Source organism: Geobacter sp. (assembly GCF_030834625.1).
Taxonomy (GTDB): domain Bacteria; phylum Desulfobacterota; class Desulfuromonadia; order Geobacterales; family Geobacteraceae; genus Geobacter.
The window spans coordinates 1-14,947 of sequence record NZ_JAUQXO010000030.1; the positions used below are offsets into that span (position 1 = coordinate 1).

General features: G+C 51.1%; 16 protein-coding genes. All 16 read left to right on the forward strand.

Annotated features, from left to right (window positions below):
- On the forward strand, window positions 1-226 hold a 226-nt coding region (locus RCH91_RS07965; RefSeq protein WP_306534098.1), incomplete at its 5' end, for a hypothetical protein.
- Window positions 227-390: 164 nt separating this feature from the next.
- Window positions 391-783 carry a nucleotidyltransferase domain-containing protein gene (locus RCH91_RS07970; RefSeq protein ID WP_306534099.1) on the forward strand — a complete coding sequence of 131 codons (393 nt, stop codon included), beginning with the start codon at window positions 391-393 and terminating at the stop codon, window positions 781-783.
- On the forward strand, window positions 773-1,201 hold the full coding sequence (locus RCH91_RS07975; RefSeq protein WP_306534100.1) for a DUF86 domain-containing protein: 429 nt from the start codon (window positions 773-775) through the stop codon (window positions 1,199-1,201). Before RCH91_RS07970 ends, RCH91_RS07975 begins: the two co-directional genes overlap by 11 nt.
- 373 nt (window positions 1,202-1,574) lie before the next feature.
- Window positions 1,575-2,576, forward strand: coding sequence for an NAD-dependent 4,6-dehydratase LegB (locus RCH91_RS07980; protein WP_306534101.1), 1,002 nt, complete (start codon window positions 1,575-1,577; stop codon window positions 2,574-2,576).
- Window positions 2,573-3,766 (forward strand): LegC family aminotransferase, encoded by a 1,194-nt coding sequence (locus tag RCH91_RS07985; protein WP_306534102.1) that lies wholly within the window; start codon window positions 2,573-2,575, stop codon window positions 3,764-3,766. Before RCH91_RS07980 ends, RCH91_RS07985 begins: the two co-directional genes overlap by 4 nt.
- Window positions 3,767-3,776: 10 nt before the next feature.
- Window positions 3,777-4,373 carry a NeuD/PglB/VioB family sugar acetyltransferase gene (locus RCH91_RS07990; RefSeq protein WP_306534103.1) on the forward strand — a complete coding sequence of 199 codons (597 nt, stop codon included), beginning with the start codon at window positions 3,777-3,779 and terminating at the stop codon, window positions 4,371-4,373.
- Between the two features lies 1 nt (window position 4,374).
- Window positions 4,375-5,283: a hypothetical protein gene (locus tag RCH91_RS07995; RefSeq protein WP_306534104.1), complete on the forward strand. Its 909-nt coding sequence runs from the start codon at window positions 4,375-4,377 to the stop codon at window positions 5,281-5,283.
- Complete coding sequence (locus tag RCH91_RS08000) at window positions 5,276-6,325, forward strand: N-acetylneuraminate synthase family protein (RefSeq protein WP_306534105.1); 1,050 nt, start codon at window positions 5,276-5,278, stop codon at window positions 6,323-6,325. Before RCH91_RS07995 ends, RCH91_RS08000 begins: the two co-directional genes overlap by 8 nt.
- A gap of 9 nt (window positions 6,326-6,334) precedes the next feature.
- Complete coding sequence (locus RCH91_RS08005) at window positions 6,335-7,396, forward strand: nucleotidyltransferase family protein (protein WP_306534106.1); 1,062 nt, start codon at window positions 6,335-6,337, stop codon at window positions 7,394-7,396.
- 86 nt (window positions 7,397-7,482) lie between these two features.
- The gene (locus RCH91_RS08010; RefSeq protein ID WP_306534107.1) at window positions 7,483-8,190 is read left to right on the forward strand and encodes a cytidylyltransferase domain-containing protein; all 708 of its coding nucleotides are present in this window, start codon (window positions 7,483-7,485) and stop codon (window positions 8,188-8,190) included.
- Between the two features lie 41 nt (window positions 8,191-8,231).
- Window positions 8,232-9,206, forward strand: coding sequence for a Gfo/Idh/MocA family protein (locus RCH91_RS08015; protein WP_306534108.1), 975 nt, complete (start codon window positions 8,232-8,234; stop codon window positions 9,204-9,206).
- A gap of 99 nt (window positions 9,207-9,305) precedes the next feature.
- The gene (locus RCH91_RS08020) at window positions 9,306-10,670 is read left to right on the forward strand and encodes a DegT/DnrJ/EryC1/StrS aminotransferase family protein (RefSeq protein ID WP_306534109.1); all 1,365 of its coding nucleotides are present in this window, start codon (window positions 9,306-9,308) and stop codon (window positions 10,668-10,670) included.
- Complete coding sequence (locus RCH91_RS08025; protein WP_306534110.1) at window positions 10,651-11,715, forward strand: hypothetical protein; 1,065 nt, start codon at window positions 10,651-10,653, stop codon at window positions 11,713-11,715. Before RCH91_RS08020 ends, RCH91_RS08025 begins: the two co-directional genes overlap by 20 nt.
- Before the next feature lie 29 nt (window positions 11,716-11,744).
- The gene (locus RCH91_RS08030; protein ID WP_306534111.1) at window positions 11,745-12,287 is read left to right on the forward strand and encodes a GNAT family N-acetyltransferase; all 543 of its coding nucleotides are present in this window, start codon (window positions 11,745-11,747) and stop codon (window positions 12,285-12,287) included.
- A 48-nt stretch (window positions 12,288-12,335) separates the two neighbouring features.
- A complete protein-coding gene (locus RCH91_RS08035; protein ID WP_306534112.1) occupies window positions 12,336-13,562 on the forward strand; it encodes an N-acetyl sugar amidotransferase in 1,227 nt (408 codons plus the stop codon).
- The gene (locus RCH91_RS08040) at window positions 13,559-14,929 is read left to right on the forward strand and encodes an amidase (RefSeq protein ID WP_306534113.1); all 1,371 of its coding nucleotides are present in this window, start codon (window positions 13,559-13,561) and stop codon (window positions 14,927-14,929) included. Before RCH91_RS08035 ends, RCH91_RS08040 begins: the two co-directional genes overlap by 4 nt.
- The last annotated feature ends 18 nt before the right edge of the window (window positions 14,930-14,947 follow it).

Genomic DNA, 14,947 nt, shown 5'->3' on the forward strand with positions numbered 1-14,947 from the left:
AAATTTCCAGCATCAGCTTGGTCTTGTTGTCGAGGGTCAGCAGATGGTTGCCGAGAAGGTTGACCGGTTGGAAACGCGGATGGAGCGGTTAGAAGCTCGAATGGAGCGCTTGGAAGTCAAAGTCGATGCATTGGAGGTCAAGGTCGATGCCGTTGCTGCCGACCTTTCTGCCCACCGGGCCGACACCGAGGCCCATCACGGAGTGTATCGGTTGAAGAAAGATTGATGGGAGAGGGACTTCTGTTCTCGTCAGGCATCCAGGAAGGTCAAGCCTGACAACAGTGGGTTTTCGAAAAAATGGGTGGCGCGGTGAAGCGAGGTTCAACTGCAAGGGTCAGACATCGCCTTCAAGTGACATCGAGATTGCGGTGCTGATGCGTAAAAGGGACGATGACTATTGAAAAGCACCGGATAGTATCCGACATACTCAACTCCTTCGCTTCCCTTGAACTGGCGATACTGATCGGCAGTCGGGCGACCGGCACTGCCCGCCCGGACAGTGACTGGGATATTGCGATCCAATGGAGTCGCGAAATGGATTTTATCCAGCAGCTCGCCGTCACCGAACAACTCCGTAGGGCACTGGCGGAAAAACTTGGTACATCTTCTGAACAGAGTATCGACCTGGTCGATCTCCCCACCGCGCGGCTTACGATGCGGGCGGTGGTGGCTGAAGAGGGCATCCCGCTCAAGGGGGGCGACAGCCTGATCTGGCACCGGTTTTTGCAGAGAACCTGGCGGGAGCTTGAAGAACAGTACTGGGACAAGATCTATGCGGCTTGACCTGTATCAAGCGGAAACGGCACTCATAGCCCAGGAACAGGGTGCTCTGCTCGACGAGGCCCGCACGACCATCCTCTCAGGGGGTACATTGTCTCGTCTTGAGCAAAACGGCGTACTGCATGCAATCCAGGTACTGGTTGAAAATGCGATTGGCAAGGCAAAACAGCTTCTTAAGGCAGCAGGAAAGCAGGTGCCATTGTCAGCCTATGATAGTTTTTTCGGACTGACAGAACTCGGCACTGTGAAAACCAGTGACCTGACCGACTGGAATGCGATTATTGGCCTGCGCAACCGGATTGTCCATGACTACATGAATATTGACATGCCACGGGTGCTGGAACTGGTAAAAAACGAGCAGTACCGATTTGTCACCGACTTCCTACTGGAGCCGATTGATGCCGGCTCCAAAGGGGTGTGAAGGGATGAGTAATGGCGTGTATCGGGTGAAGGAAGGGTAGGAACTGGGAAAAAAGATAGAGCGTCAGACGGCCAATGGGGACGGGCTCCTTCATTAAAAGGTGTCTGTCCCCCTATGCGCACTCGGAGTGTATCGGGTTAAAGAAGGTTGATGGGAGAGGGGCTTCTTTTCTCGTCCAGAAAGTCAAGTCTGGTTCGCCGGTCAAGCCTGGAAGCGGGATAGTCGCATAGTCAAGAGCCTCCCTGGAAGCGGGATGGGAATAAAATAATGGTTTTTGTCAAGAGTTGAGATATAAACCTTCAGCTTCTCCCTGGAATCCCACAGGCCAAGACCTCTCGCTACAGTTCAAGACATTTGTAAAAAGGCTCAATTTATGACTAATAAAATACTTGTTACCGGTGCTGATGGTTTTATCGGTTCTCACCTTACGGAAGAACTGGTCAGGCGTGGCCATGATGTTCGTGCCTTCGTGTGCTATAACTCCTTCAATTCATGGGGGTGGCTCGATCATTCAGATCAGCAAATAATAAAATCCCTCGATGTTTTTGCGGGAGATGTTCGCGATCCACATGGGGTGAGAACCGCTATGCAGGGATGTGATGTTGTCCTGCACTTGGCGGCCCTTATTGCAATCCCTTATTCCTATCATTCGCCTGATACCTATGTGGATACCAATGTCAAGGGTACGCTCAACATTGTGCAAGCAGCAAGAGATCTCGGTGTGAAGAAAGTAGTTCATACATCCACCAGCGAAGTGTATGGCACTGCGCGGTTTGTGCCCATAACCGAAGAGCACCCGCTTCAAGGACAATCTCCGTACTCAGCGTCAAAAATCGGCGCCGACCAGATTGCAATGTCATTTTACAGTTCCTTCAATACGCCAGTTTCCATTATTCGCCCTTTTAATACCTATGGCCCCCGTCAGTCAGCACGCGCAGTTATCCCCACCATCATCACCCAGATTGCAAACGGGTCTAGGAGCATCAAGCTCGGCTCTCTTCACCCGACACGCGACTTCAATTTCATCAAGGATACGGTCAATGGGTTCATTGCGATTGTCGAGTCGGACAGGTCGGTGGGTGAGGTGATCAACATCGGCAGCAATTTTGAGGTTTCCATTGGTGAAACGGTGCAAATGATCGCCGATATCATGGGTGCCAAAATAGACATAGAGACCGATGACAACCGCCTGCGTCCGGATAAGAGCGAGGTGGAGCGCCTCTGGGCTGACAACCGGAAGGCGCTTGAGTTGGCTGGGTGGCAGCCCCGTTATAGTGGCAAGGATGGATTTCGAAGAGGTTTGACGGAAACAATAGAGTGGTTCAGCAACCTGGCTAACCTTAATTCTTATAAGTCGGATCGTTACAATATATGACTGCTGAGTTCAGCATAGAGGCCGTACTTGCGGCATTGCGGTCGGTACTGCCATCCGGGAAATCTTTTTTGCCGCTCCATGAGCCCAGCTTTAGTGGTAATGAATGGGCATATGTCAAGGAATGCCTTGATACCGGTTGGGTATCATCAGTCGGAAAGTTTGTCGATCGTTTCGAGGAAGAGCTGGCCGCATACACCGGGGTAAAAAGGGCCATAGCGGTCGTAAATGGGACGGCAGCGCTGCATGTCTGCCTTCTGTTGGCCGGGGTTAGGAGTGGCGATGAGGTGCTCATGCCAGCCCTGACGTTTATCGCCACTGCCAATGCGGTCAGCTATTGCGGTGCCATTCCCCATTTCGTCGATAGCGAGGAGCGGACCCTGGGACTCGACCCGCATAAACTCGGCAGTTACCTCGCTGACATTGCAGAACTGCGGGAGGACGGCTGCTACAACCGGCTGACCGGCCGGCGCATCAAGGCTGTGGTGCCGATGCACACCTTCGGCCATCCGGTGGATCTTGATCCGTTGTGTGAGGTGTGTGGGCGATTTGGCATCGAGTTGATCGAAGATGCAGCGGAATCGCTCGGCTCGTTTTACAAGGGGCGGCATACCGGTCAGTGGGGGAAGCTTTCCGCGCTGAGCTTCAATGGCAACAAGAGCATCACAACGGGTGGCGGTGGCGCTATCCTGACGAATGATGAGGAGTTGGGGCGTCTGGCAAAACATATCACAACCACCGCCAAGGTCCCGCATCGGTGGGAGTTTAATCACGACATGGTTGGTTACAACTATCGTCTGCCGAATATCAATGCGGCACTTGGCTGTGCCCAGTTAGAACAGCTCCCCGGCTTTCTGGCCGCCAAGCATGAGTTGGCTGAGCGATATCGTCAAGCCTTCAGCGATATGCCTGGAATCCGCATTGTCTCGGAACCGGCAGATAGTCAGAGTAACTACTGGCTTAATGCCCTGTTGCTTGATGAGGAGTGTGCCGGTCAACGGGATGCCCTGCTTAAGGCAACTAATGACATCGGGATCATGACCCGCCCTGCCTGGACCCTGATGCACAAGCTGCTCATGTTTGCAGGCTGCTCCAAAATGGACTTGTCAGTTGCGGAAAGCCTGGAGAGGCGGCTGATCAATCTTCCAAGTAGTAGTGGGCTCATGAACAACGATGCAGATGCTCATGGATAGGTAATTTACAATGAAAAAAGACTCTTTGATATTGATAGGCGGTGGCGGACATTGTAAATCGTGTATTGACGTTATCGAATTAGAAGCAAAATTTGAAATTATAGGCATATTAGACCTGCCCGAGAAGATCGGCCAGGAAATCCTAGGCTACCCGATCATAGGGACAGACCAGGACATTGATAGACTTTCCAAGCAGGCAAGACATTTTCTGATCACCATTGGGCAGATAAAAAGCCCGGAGAGAAGAATATTTATCTTCAAACAACTCAAGAAAAGTGATGTCTTTTTGCCGGTGATTGTTTCACCCCTTGCACACGTATCAAGGCATGCAGCTGTTGGCGAAGGGACCATCATCATGCATCAGGCATTGGTGAATGCACAAGCTGAGATCGGAGTAAATTGCATAGTCAACAACAAAGCGCTGATAGAGCATGACGCTGTGATAGGGGACCACTGTCATATTTCCACCGCGTCTGTAGTGAATGGGGGGGTAAAAGTAGGAAATGGATCCTTCTACGGCAGTGGAGCTATCAGTAAGGAATATATAGATATACCTGATAACAGCTTTATCAAGGCAAACAGCCTGGTTACAGGGCACTTGAGCTGATATGCAGAAACACCCTGTAGTTGTTGCTGGAGTCGTATATCCAGGAGTAGAAGGCTTTGTTAGCAACTTCGTTAGCAGTTTGAGTACTCAGACTTTCAGAGATTTTGACCTGCTGATAATCAACGATGGTGCTGAAGAAGTTCTTAAATCACTTTTCCCACAGGAAACGATCTGGGTAAACTTGGAAGACCGCATGACCATAGCTGAAATCAGACGGTTTCTTATTGATCATGCTCAAGCCAGGTACTCCCAGCTTATTTTCGCAGATACGGATGATTTTTTTTCAGCAAACAGAGTGGAAGAGTCTCTCAAATGGCTGACAAAGTTTGATTTTGTTTTCAATGAAGTTTCACTTGTAGACTGTGAGGGCCAAGTACTCCATTCAAACTATTTTTCTTCACTCGATGTTGAAGATGAAATTGCAGATTTTTCATTACTTGAAGACAGAAATGTAATCGGTCTGTCGAACTCTGCTATCAATTTGCAGGCATTGCCCGATCTCTGCATCCCTCCCGATCTCATAGCCGTGGATTGGTGGATATATACCGTCTTGTTGATTAATGGCTGCAAAGGCAAGTTCATCAAGGATGCGGTTTCCTTTTACAGGCAACACGGCTCGAATACCATCGGGATGCAGGCTTGCCTGACCGAAAAGAAGCTCGAGTTAGGTCTGTCTGTCAAAATGGCTCACTACAACAACCTGGCCTCGTACTGCGTTGCCAACAATCATGTTGCACTTGCCGAACGGTTCTTGGAAAAGGTGAACGAAACTAGCGCAGTAGAAGTTCTGACAAGAGACAAGGTTTTGTGCGAGAGATATCTGGACAAGGTAAACCGCAATTATTCAAGCATAAATAGCGGTTGGTGGAGTGAAATAATTTCTGTAGATAGGTTCAATCAATATGAATAATAATTTTTTTCAAAAAGTATCGGACGGGAAATACCCTTACATCATTGCCGAAATAGGCGCTAACCATAATGGCGACATCGATCTCGCTAAAATAATGATACGCTCAGCCGCGGAATGCGGTTGTGATGCCGTAAAGTTCCAATCGTGGACTCCGAGCTCGCTGATTGCCCAAGTAGAATATGACCGCAACCAGAAGTACGATGACTCACCTAAAAAGCACTTCGGGTCCTTGAAGGAAATGGTCGAGCGCTACTATCTGAGACAGGACCAGCATTTTGAACTGAAAAGGTTTTGTGAAGAAATCGGCGTTGACTTCTGCTCCTCGCCGTTCTCGCCGGAAGAGGCCGATCTTCTGTGCGAGCTTGGCGTGCCATTTATAAAGGTGGCATCGATGGACGTCAACAATCACGAATTCCTCAAACATGTGGCGAGCAAGAAAAAACCGATAATATTATCAACCGGAATGGCGTCATTGGCCGAAATCGATCGCGCTGTAAAAACAATCGAAAAAGCCGGGAATAAAGAGATCATTCTCTTGCACTGCATTTCAATTTATCCACCTGTGAATGAAGACATCAATCTCAGAAACATTTCTATGCTGCAGCAGACCTTCGGATACCCGGCAGGTTTTTCGGACCATTCCCTGGGTGTAACAATCCCTTTAGCTTCGGTAGTCCTCGGTGCAAAGGTCATTGAAAAACATTTCACCACCGACAAGAATCTGCCCGGCTGGGATCATGAGATCTCTGCCAATCCTGCTGAGATGAAGAGCATCGTCGAAGAATCCCGAAATATTTGCGATGCGTTGGGGTCTTTTGCGCGGGTTGTTTCCGAAGCGGAAGAACAGAAGAAAGCAAAATTCCGCAGGAGCATTGTTCTGAAGACAAATCTAAAATCTGGGGACATCATCAGACTGGAGGATCTTACCTTCAAGCGACCTGGAACGGGGATACAGCCGGACGAGGTCCCCTATGTTCTCGGCAGGAAGGTGAATCGAAGCATTAATGCAGATGAATTGTTGACATGGAACGATCTTCTTTAGGCCAAAAATATGCGTGATTACGACAAACTTAAGATCAGTTATAAGCTGAATATCCGTTCTGCGGTGAGAAGTATCAACGAGGCTGGAATTGGCTTTGCTGTTATTGTTGACGATGACGACCTCGTTATTGGCATCCTGACCGATGGTGACTTTCGAAGAGCAGTCTTGAAAGGTCTGGATCTGAACGAAAGCGTACTCAGAATTACCAACCGGGAATTCCAATTTGTCAGACCTGGATTTTCTGACTCAGATGCCCTGCATCTGTTGCAAAGCGGAAAATTCGCTTTTCTGCCAGTTCTAGACAACAACAGGCTGATCGGAATTCTTTCAGAGCATGACCTGCAATACCCCGATCTCAGCACACCGACAAAGAAAAAAGTTGACTCTCACGTAGTTATTATGGCGGGTGGAAAGGGCACAAGGTTGGAGCCCTTTACCAAAATTCTCCCTAAGCCATTGATACCTATTGGCGATAAGACCATGCTTGAAGTGATCATGGATGAGTACGCCAAATACGGCATCAACGATTTTCACATCTCGGTCTGTCACAAGGCTAAGATGATAAAGGCTTACTTCGAGTACATAGAAAACGGCTACAACATACACTACATAAATGAGGAAAACCCGCTGGGCACATGTGGAGCGCTCAAGTTAATTGAAGGCAAGTTTGATACTCCTTTCTTCGTATCCAATTGCGACATAATCATCAAGAGTGATTACTCGAAGATTTTTGATTATCACCAGTCTGAAAATTTCATGTTTACCATAGTGACATCCATGCAGCAAATGATCGTTCCGTATGGTGTTTGCGAACTCAACGCATCTGGCGGATTGAGCAGGATCAATGAAAAGCCGAAATTCGATTACCTGATAAACACCGGCATGTATGTTTTGAACCCCGAAGTACTCCAGTTCATTCCTGAAGGCATCTACTTTGACATAACAGACCTGATAAAAAAGCTGCTTGATATGAACCTTAAAATCGGTGTTTATCCGGTTCCGGAACAGTCCTATGTAGATGTTGGCCAGTGGGCTGAATATAAGAGGGCTATCAGTATTTTGACAACATAGAAAAGACACAGGAGCGAGCTTTTCAGGATTTTGGGTGATACCTGCATGGTACTCTCCAACAAATCGGACCTTATTTGGGAGACGAAATGAAAACTATCGCCGTTATACCCGCACGAGGCGGCTCGAAGCGTATCCCGCAGAAAAACATCATGAACTTCATGGGCAGGCCGTTGATCGCCTGGACCATCGAAGCCGCTCAAGCATCCGGCATCTTCGACCGCATCGTGGTCAGTACGGATGACACGGAAACGGCCCGGATTGCAGCCGGCCTTGGGGTCGAGATGCCGTTTTTGCGCAGCGAGGCCAGCGACGACCTGACCCCGGTGAGCGTTGCCACTATCGTTGCTGTCAAACAGGCCCAGGAATATTGGAATGAGGAATATGACGTCGTAATTCAATTAATGGCCAATTGCCCCATCCGCGGCAGCAGGGATATCTCAACATCGTATAAGCACTTTGTGGACAGTAGCGCAAATTTTCAGCTCAGCTGTTTCAAGTTCGGATGGATGAACCCGTGGTGGGCCACCAAACTGGACGAGAACTTTGTCCCTGAGTTCATTTTTCCCGAGGCGTTGAAAAAGAGGTCCCAGGATTTGCCCGAATTGTATTGCCCAACGGGTGCCATCTGGATTGCGCGGGTTGGGCATTTGCTGAACAGCCAAACCTTCTATGGGGATGGACACCGGTTTTTCCCGATCGATTGGAAATCGGCTGTGGATATCGACAACTATGAAGATGTCGAGTTCGCCGAGGTGATCCACAGCTTGGTCCATAAACAGCGCGATGTCGCCTGAGTCGATTTTTGGTCTCCGGCGCAGCTCAAGCGATCAACCACATGACTGATGCGACCTTCAATGTTCTTGTTATAGGGGCCGGTGCTATCGGGGCCTTTTACGACTCCCCTGAATCGGAAAACATGCTGACCCACGGTCATGCCTTTTCCGCACACCCCGGATTCCACCTGATCGGCTTTGTGGATTGCGATCTGGAGCGGGCCAGAAGCGCCGCCGCCCTGTGGTGCTGCAAGGCGTTCGGCAGCATCGAGGAGGCGTTTCAGCAGGAAGCCGTGGACGTGGTCTGCGTGGCAGTGCCCGCCGAGATGCACTACCCGATTCTCAAAGCGATCAGCGGGTATCCTCTAAAGGCTGTCTTCACGGAAAAACCTCTGACCAAAACAGTCGCTGAAGCAAAAGAGATCGTTTCAATCTTCGCTGAGAACCAGGTGCCGGTTTGCGTCAACTACCGGCGCTGTTTTGTCCCCGAATTCGAAGCCTTGCGCGACAAAATCAAGGCGGGGAACTTCGGGAAGTATATGACCGGCAGCGGATGTTATGGAAAAGGTTTTCTGCACAACGGTTCGCACCTGATAAACCTCTTAGGCTACCTGGTAGGGGATATCAAACAGCACAGGATACTGTCCCAAGAAAGCGATTGCTTCGCAGATGACCCCTCGATTTCGCTGGTGGTCGGCTTCGATGCGGACCGGCTTTTCACTATGCTCCACGTGAACTGCAACCATTACACGGTGTTTGAGGCGGACCTTTTTTTCGAACGGGGAAGGGTGAGAATCACTGACACCGGGTTCAGGATTCAGTATCAGAAGACGGTCGACAGCGATATTTTCAAAGGCTACCGTTTTCTAGCTGTCTCTGAGGACCTGGGAACATCGCTGGGCAGGTCCTTGTACCATTCGGCAGACAACATCTATGAACATTTAACGGTCGGTCGACCTCTCAAATGCACCTTGCAAGATGCCTTCATGACAATGTTGGTGTGCAACAAGGTGCAGGGTGACCTTTCCCAAGCTTAAGCAGGAATATTACCGGCGACTTCAGCACAGCCGCCTGAACCGCTGCGGGCGAGGAAATCCGGAACAGATGGCAAAACCTTTGCGAGGAGTTATTTCTTTATGTCGAAACTAGCAATTTTGGGTGGTGACCCGGTAAGAACAAAGGTTTTTCCTGAAAGAAAGACCATGGGACCTTTGGAGCGAGAAGCGGTCATCAGGGTTCTGGATTCCGATGTGCTTTCCGGGTTCGTCGGTGCTGCTGGAGCCCTGTTCAACGGCGGGAAGGAAGTCCGGGGCTTTGAAGATTCCTGGGGCTCCAAGTTCGGCTATAAGCACGTGATCAGCGTCAACTCGGCTTCAACCGCGTTGATGACGGCGGTAGGCGCGGCAGGCGTCGAGCCCGGGGACGAGGTCATCGTATCCCCTTATTCCATGTCCGTGTCGGCGACAGCGGCTCTTTTCTACGGAGGCATCCCAATCTTCGCCGATCTTGACCCTGCCAACCTCTGCCTCGATCCCAAGTCCATCGAGTCCAGGATCACCGGGCGCACCAAAGCGATCATCGTGGTGCACCTGCTCGGCCATCCCGCGGATATGGATGCCATCATGGCCATCGCCAAGCCCCGGGGTATTAAGGTCATAGAAGATGCGGCCCAGGCTCCCGGCGTCATATATAAAGACCGCTATGTGGGTGGGCTGGGAGACATCGGTTGCTTCAGCCTGAACTACCACAAGCACATACATACCGGAGAGGGCGGACTCGTCGTTACCAATAACGACCAGATCGCCCTGCGTGCCCAGCTGATCCGCAACCATGGAGAGAACGCCGCCGAGGCCTATGGGGTGGAGGACTTTTCCAATGTCATGGGGAGCAATTACCGGCTCACCGAGTTGCAGGCGGCGATCGGTACCGAGCAGCTGAAAAAACTGGATGATATCCTGGCCTTAAGGCAGAGTCTTGCAGCGTACCTTACCGGACGCCTCGAGGAGATCAAGGGTCTAACGGTGCAAAAGCTGCCCGACTATCACAATCACGCCTACTACATGTTCCCCATCCGCTACGACGAGGATGTTTTCGGCGTGAGCAGATCTCAGTTCCTGAAGGCGGTTTCTGCGGAGCTCCCCAAGCCTACCTCGTGGGAAACCACGCCCCTGGCCGAGGGCTACGTCAAACCTCTTTACCTGAACCAGATGTATCAAAAGAAGATCGCCATCGGCAGCAAAGGATTTCCCTTCAACTACAACCAGGGAGTGCAGTACGAATACCCGAAGGGTATGTGTCCCGTAGTGGAACGCCTCTATGAAAAGGAGCTGATGTACACCCCTCTGGTGCGCGAACCGCTGACGGTGCAGGATATGTCTGATCTGGCAGACGCTTTCGAGAAGGTTGCCGGGCATGCAGGTGAGCTGGGAGCGATATCCTCGCAGCGAGACTCACGCGTTTATGACGCCGTCTCTGCCATAAATGAAACAGCTTCCAAATAAGACCGTAGCAGTCGTTGCGCGCCAGGCCGCCACAGCCAACGCGTTCTCCCCCTTGATTCGAAGAATTGAGGAGCTGGGCTGGGACGTCAGAACCTTCGCCTTCGTGCATGCGCAGACGCGCTTCGCGGAGAACGGGATTGCCGCCGTCCTTTTGGAGCACTTTGACGAATCGGTACTCTGGGAGATGCCTGAGCCGGCTTTGCTGCTTACCGGCACCTCGGAACTTGCCGACGAGGATGCATTATTCTGGCAATGGGCCAGGGACCGGGGCATCCCGTCGCTGGCATTTGTCGACAGCTGGATTTTCTACTGGCAGCGCTTTACCCCAAACGGCAGGCCCGATAGGAAATTCAGCTACCTGCCGGATCGCATCGCAGTCATTGACCGGCTCATGCATGACAGAATGCTGGAAAACGGCTGCCCGCCGGAGCATCTCGTCATCACCGGCAACCCGGCCTTCGACCTCTTGAGAAACTACTCTCCCGGCAACAGAGCGAAGATTTCGGTCAGCTACAGGGGAGACTTGGTCCTTTTCGTAGGCGAGCCCTTCAACGCAACCGTCTTCGGCGGCAAGGAAAAAGACGCGCTCGGTTACACTGAGGCAGAAGTGCTGGCATTGACGGCCCGGGCCTTGGCAATGCTGCAATACGAGACTGCTAAAAAACTGCAGCTGCTATTCTTGCCCCATCCCAGGGGACACCTGACGCAAGAGGTTCGGGACACCATAAAGAACGGCAATATAATGGTCCATGAAGGCCGGTTCAGTTCCCTCGACTTGGCAGCCTGTGCCAGGGCCGTGGTCGGAATGACGTCGCTGCTGTTGTACGAGTCTGCGGCGATGGGCGTGCCGAGCCTGAGCATCAGACCCAACAAGAAGCTCAAATCGGACGTGATCGAGTCTTGTCCCACTATTTCCCATGTCTCGAGCTCCAGTGTGGATGAGGTGTGCGCAGCATTGAGAGAGGCGCTCTCCGCACAGCGCCAAGATGCGCACGTTGAGAAGTCGAGGTTCTTCGAAACGATCTGCGATATTTTGAGAGATTAGCTTTCTTCTCTTTTTTGAAAGGAAAAACAATGAAAACACCTTTTCTTGTAGGTCTTAATGTTTATCTGCGGCCGCTTGGCCTGAAAGATCTCGAAGGAAACTATGTGGATTGGCTGAACGACCCGGAAGTCAGTGCCAACAACTCTCATCACATATTCCCCTACACCAGGGAACAGGCTGAGGAATACATACAAAAGGCTTACACTGGCAGCAGTAAGCTGGTGCTGGCGGTCAATCTCAAGGAATCGGACGTTCACATCGGGAACATTGCGCTGCAGCAGATCGATTTCAGGAACCAGTGCGCTGAATTCGCGGTCCTTTTCGGTGAGAAGGACTATTGGGGGAAGGGATATTCAAAGGAAGCGGCCCGCCTGATCATGAAGCACGGGTTTGACTCCTTGAATCTGAGGCGCATCTACTGTGGCACCTTTGCCGAGAACATCGCGATGCAAAAACTGGCCGATTTCCTGGGGTTCAAGCGGGAAGGCGTCAGAAGAGAGGCTTTTTTCAAGGACGGCAAGTTCGTTGATATCTGGGAGTACGGTGTACTGAGAGATGAATTCGTAGGATGACTCGTCTGCCCCGACTCGCGACACACACGACACACCGAGGTTATCGTTATGACAAAAATTCCCGAGAATAAAACCCCTTTGTTCGACAATATCAGATATTGCACCCGGTGCTGCATCCCCGAGACGCAGGAGGGAGTTGTCTTTGATGAACTGGGCATCTGCCGGGCCTGCCAGTCCTCCGAGCAGAAGATACACATCGACTGGGTCAAGCGTGAGAAGGAGCTGCGTCGCATCCTGGAGGAAGCCAAAGCCAAGGCCGACGGCAACTACGACTGCGTGTTACCGTTAAGCGGCGGCAAGGACAGCATGTTCCAGGCCTACGTCCTGACTCAGGTTTACGGGATGAAACCGCTGGGAGTCACCTTCAGCCATAACTGGTACAGCGAGACAGGCTGGTACAATCTACAGAACCTGCTCGACAAGTTCAATATCGATCACGTCCAGTTCCAGCCCAACAGGTCGCTGGTAAACAGGATAGCGAGAAAGTCCATCGAGGTGATCGGCGATTCCTGCTGGCTGTGCCACTCCGGAATTCCATCCTTCGTGTTCCAGATGGCCATAGCCTACAAGATCCCGCTGATGGTTTGGGGCGAATCGGCCGCCGACGTCTCGGGCAAGGATTCATATCTGAACCAGCAACTCAAGTTCGACCGGGAATACTTCCTCAAGGTCTCCGGCAAGGTGAGCTGGGAGAAGCTGGTCTGCGACTACCTGACGGAAAAGGACATGCGCCCCTTCGTGCTCCCTTCCGTTGAGGAAATCGAGGCCGTCGGGGTGACCGGCATCCATCTGGGCAACTACCTCTTCTGGGACGACGAGCGGCAGACGGAATTCGTCAGAGACCACTGGGATTGGAAAGAAACCGAAATGGAAGGCACCTACAAAGGGTATAAGAGCGCTGAATGCATCATGTCCGGGATGCACGACTTCACCTGTTATATAAAAAGGGGCTACGGCAGGGCAACCTGGCAGGCCAGTGTGGATGTTAGAAATGGGCTGTTGTCTCAGGATGAAGGGTTTGAGCTGATCAGGGATCACGATCCTGAAATTCCTGAAGCGCTTGATTATTACCTGAAAAGCACTGGCTTAAGCGAAGAGGAATTTTACTCGATCATGAACAGCCAGAAGCACCAAAAGCTAAAGACAACAGATATTCCGATAAAGAAAAAGTGCCACAAAAATGCCGAGGTCATCGTTCCTTTCATTGAGCAGTTTCTGGCCAAGCACAGAAGCAGAAAAGATCCTCGTGAAAAAACTGGAGTGGATGATATATGAAGAATACCTTCCTGTTAAAAAGCATTTCCGATATTCATAAGTCCTTCGTTGATGGCAGCTGCACTCCCGAAGACATTGCCAGTGAATGTATTAGTGCGTATGAAAAGTACAACAGTAGCTACTTTCCTTTCGTCTGCTTCGACTCTGAGCGCCTGTTGCAACAGGCAGGCGAAACATCAAAACGATTGAGCCAGAAACAGCAGTTGCTTAACCTTGATGGCATACCTGTCGGTGTCAAGGACATTTTCAATACGGCGGATTTCCCCACCCAGATGGGTAGCCCGCTTTGGAAGGGGTTTACGCCGGGGAACGATGCCCGGACCGTTTTCAATGTCAAGGAACAGGGTGCACTCATACCGGGTAAAACAGTCACCGCTGAATTCGCAGTCCACACCTTGAATGAAACAATAAACCCTCATGACGAGACGAGGACTCCGGGGACCTCCTCAAGCGGTTCTGCGGTCGCGATCGCTTTGGGCATTGTCCCTGTCGCTTTGGGGACCCAAACTGCAGCTTCCATTGTAAGACCGGCAAGTTTTTGCGGCGTATATGGTTGCAAACCGTCCTTTGGACTCATTCCTCGAACCGGAATGTTGAAGACCACCGACAGTCTCGACAGTGTTGGTTTCTTTACCTCACGTTATGAGGACATCCGAAGGGTCTTTGAAGTATTGAGAGTTCATGGCCCCAATTATCCGAAAAGTCACCAGGCCTTCCAGGACCCCGCACGTGTCCGCAAACCTGAAATCAGGCCATGGCGAGTCGCGTTTGCCAAGACGCATACCTGGGAAAACGCCCCCCAGTACGCCAAGAGTGCAATTGTCGCGTGGCTGAACAAGGTTTCCGCGACTGGAGATATTGAAGTCATTGAGCCAGCGCTGCCGGAGCAAATTGCCGATGCGCATAGAATACACTCCACGATCTACGACAAAACACTGGCATATTACTTCGCCAAGGAGTTTGAGCGCTCCGAGCTCATTTCTCCAATCATGAATGACATGATCAGGCACGGCAATGAGATCACTCCCGAGGAATATTTAAGCGTGCTTGAAGAACAGTCAGAACTTTGCCTTTTGATGGATGAGTTCTGCTCGGGTTACGACGTACTTATCTCTCTCAGCACGGCAGGCTCAGCTCCGCCGAGACACCAGATTGAGGAACCCGACCCCTCTTTGATGTGGACCCTGACCCACCTGCCCGTCGTCAGCGTTCCGGTTTTTCTTGCTCCGGACGGCCTGCCATTTGGCTTGCAGATTACCTCCAGAAGATACAACGATTATTTGCTGCTGAACTTTACAGATCATCTCAGGAGTCTGGGGCTCATCCCCGAGGGAGTGAACCCCTTGAGTAAGCCTTGTTTGCTGTAAATACTTCCGGCCAAAGGA

Excerpts from the sequence above, each read along its gene's own strand:
- RCH91_RS07970 (WP_306534099.1), top strand. The coding sequence starts at position 391 with ATGACTATTGAAAAGCACCGGATAGTATCCGACATACTCAACTCCTTC.
- RCH91_RS08000 (WP_306534105.1), top strand. The coding sequence starts at position 5,276 with ATGAATAATAATTTTTTTCAAAAAGTATCGGACGGGAAATACCCTTAC.
- RCH91_RS07990 (WP_306534103.1), top strand. The coding sequence starts at position 3,777 with ATGAAAAAAGACTCTTTGATATTGATAGGCGGTGGCGGACATTGTAAA.
- RCH91_RS07980 (WP_306534101.1), top strand. The coding sequence starts at position 1,575 with ATGACTAATAAAATACTTGTTACCGGTGCTGATGGTTTTATCGGTTCT.
- RCH91_RS08025 (WP_306534110.1), top strand. The coding sequence starts at position 10,651 with ATGAAACAGCTTCCAAATAAGACCGTAGCAGTCGTTGCGCGCCAGGCC.
- RCH91_RS08005 (WP_306534106.1), top strand. The coding sequence starts at position 6,335 with ATGCGTGATTACGACAAACTTAAGATCAGTTATAAGCTGAATATCCGT.
- RCH91_RS08010 (WP_306534107.1), top strand. The coding sequence starts at position 7,483 with ATGAAAACTATCGCCGTTATACCCGCACGAGGCGGCTCGAAGCGTATC.
- RCH91_RS08030 (WP_306534111.1), top strand. The coding sequence starts at position 11,745 with ATGAAAACACCTTTTCTTGTAGGTCTTAATGTTTATCTGCGGCCGCTT.
- RCH91_RS08015 (WP_306534108.1), top strand. The coding sequence starts at position 8,232 with ATGACTGATGCGACCTTCAATGTTCTTGTTATAGGGGCCGGTGCTATC.
- RCH91_RS07975 (WP_306534100.1), top strand. The coding sequence starts at position 773 with ATGCGGCTTGACCTGTATCAAGCGGAAACGGCACTCATAGCCCAGGAA.
- RCH91_RS08035 (WP_306534112.1), top strand. The coding sequence starts at position 12,336 with ATGACAAAAATTCCCGAGAATAAAACCCCTTTGTTCGACAATATCAGA.
- RCH91_RS07985 (WP_306534102.1), top strand. The coding sequence starts at position 2,573 with ATGACTGCTGAGTTCAGCATAGAGGCCGTACTTGCGGCATTGCGGTCG.
- RCH91_RS07995 (WP_306534104.1), top strand. The coding sequence starts at position 4,375 with ATGCAGAAACACCCTGTAGTTGTTGCTGGAGTCGTATATCCAGGAGTA.
- RCH91_RS08020 (WP_306534109.1), top strand. The coding sequence starts at position 9,306 with ATGTCGAAACTAGCAATTTTGGGTGGTGACCCGGTAAGAACAAAGGTT.
- RCH91_RS08040 (WP_306534113.1), top strand. The coding sequence starts at position 13,559 with ATGAAGAATACCTTCCTGTTAAAAAGCATTTCCGATATTCATAAGTCC.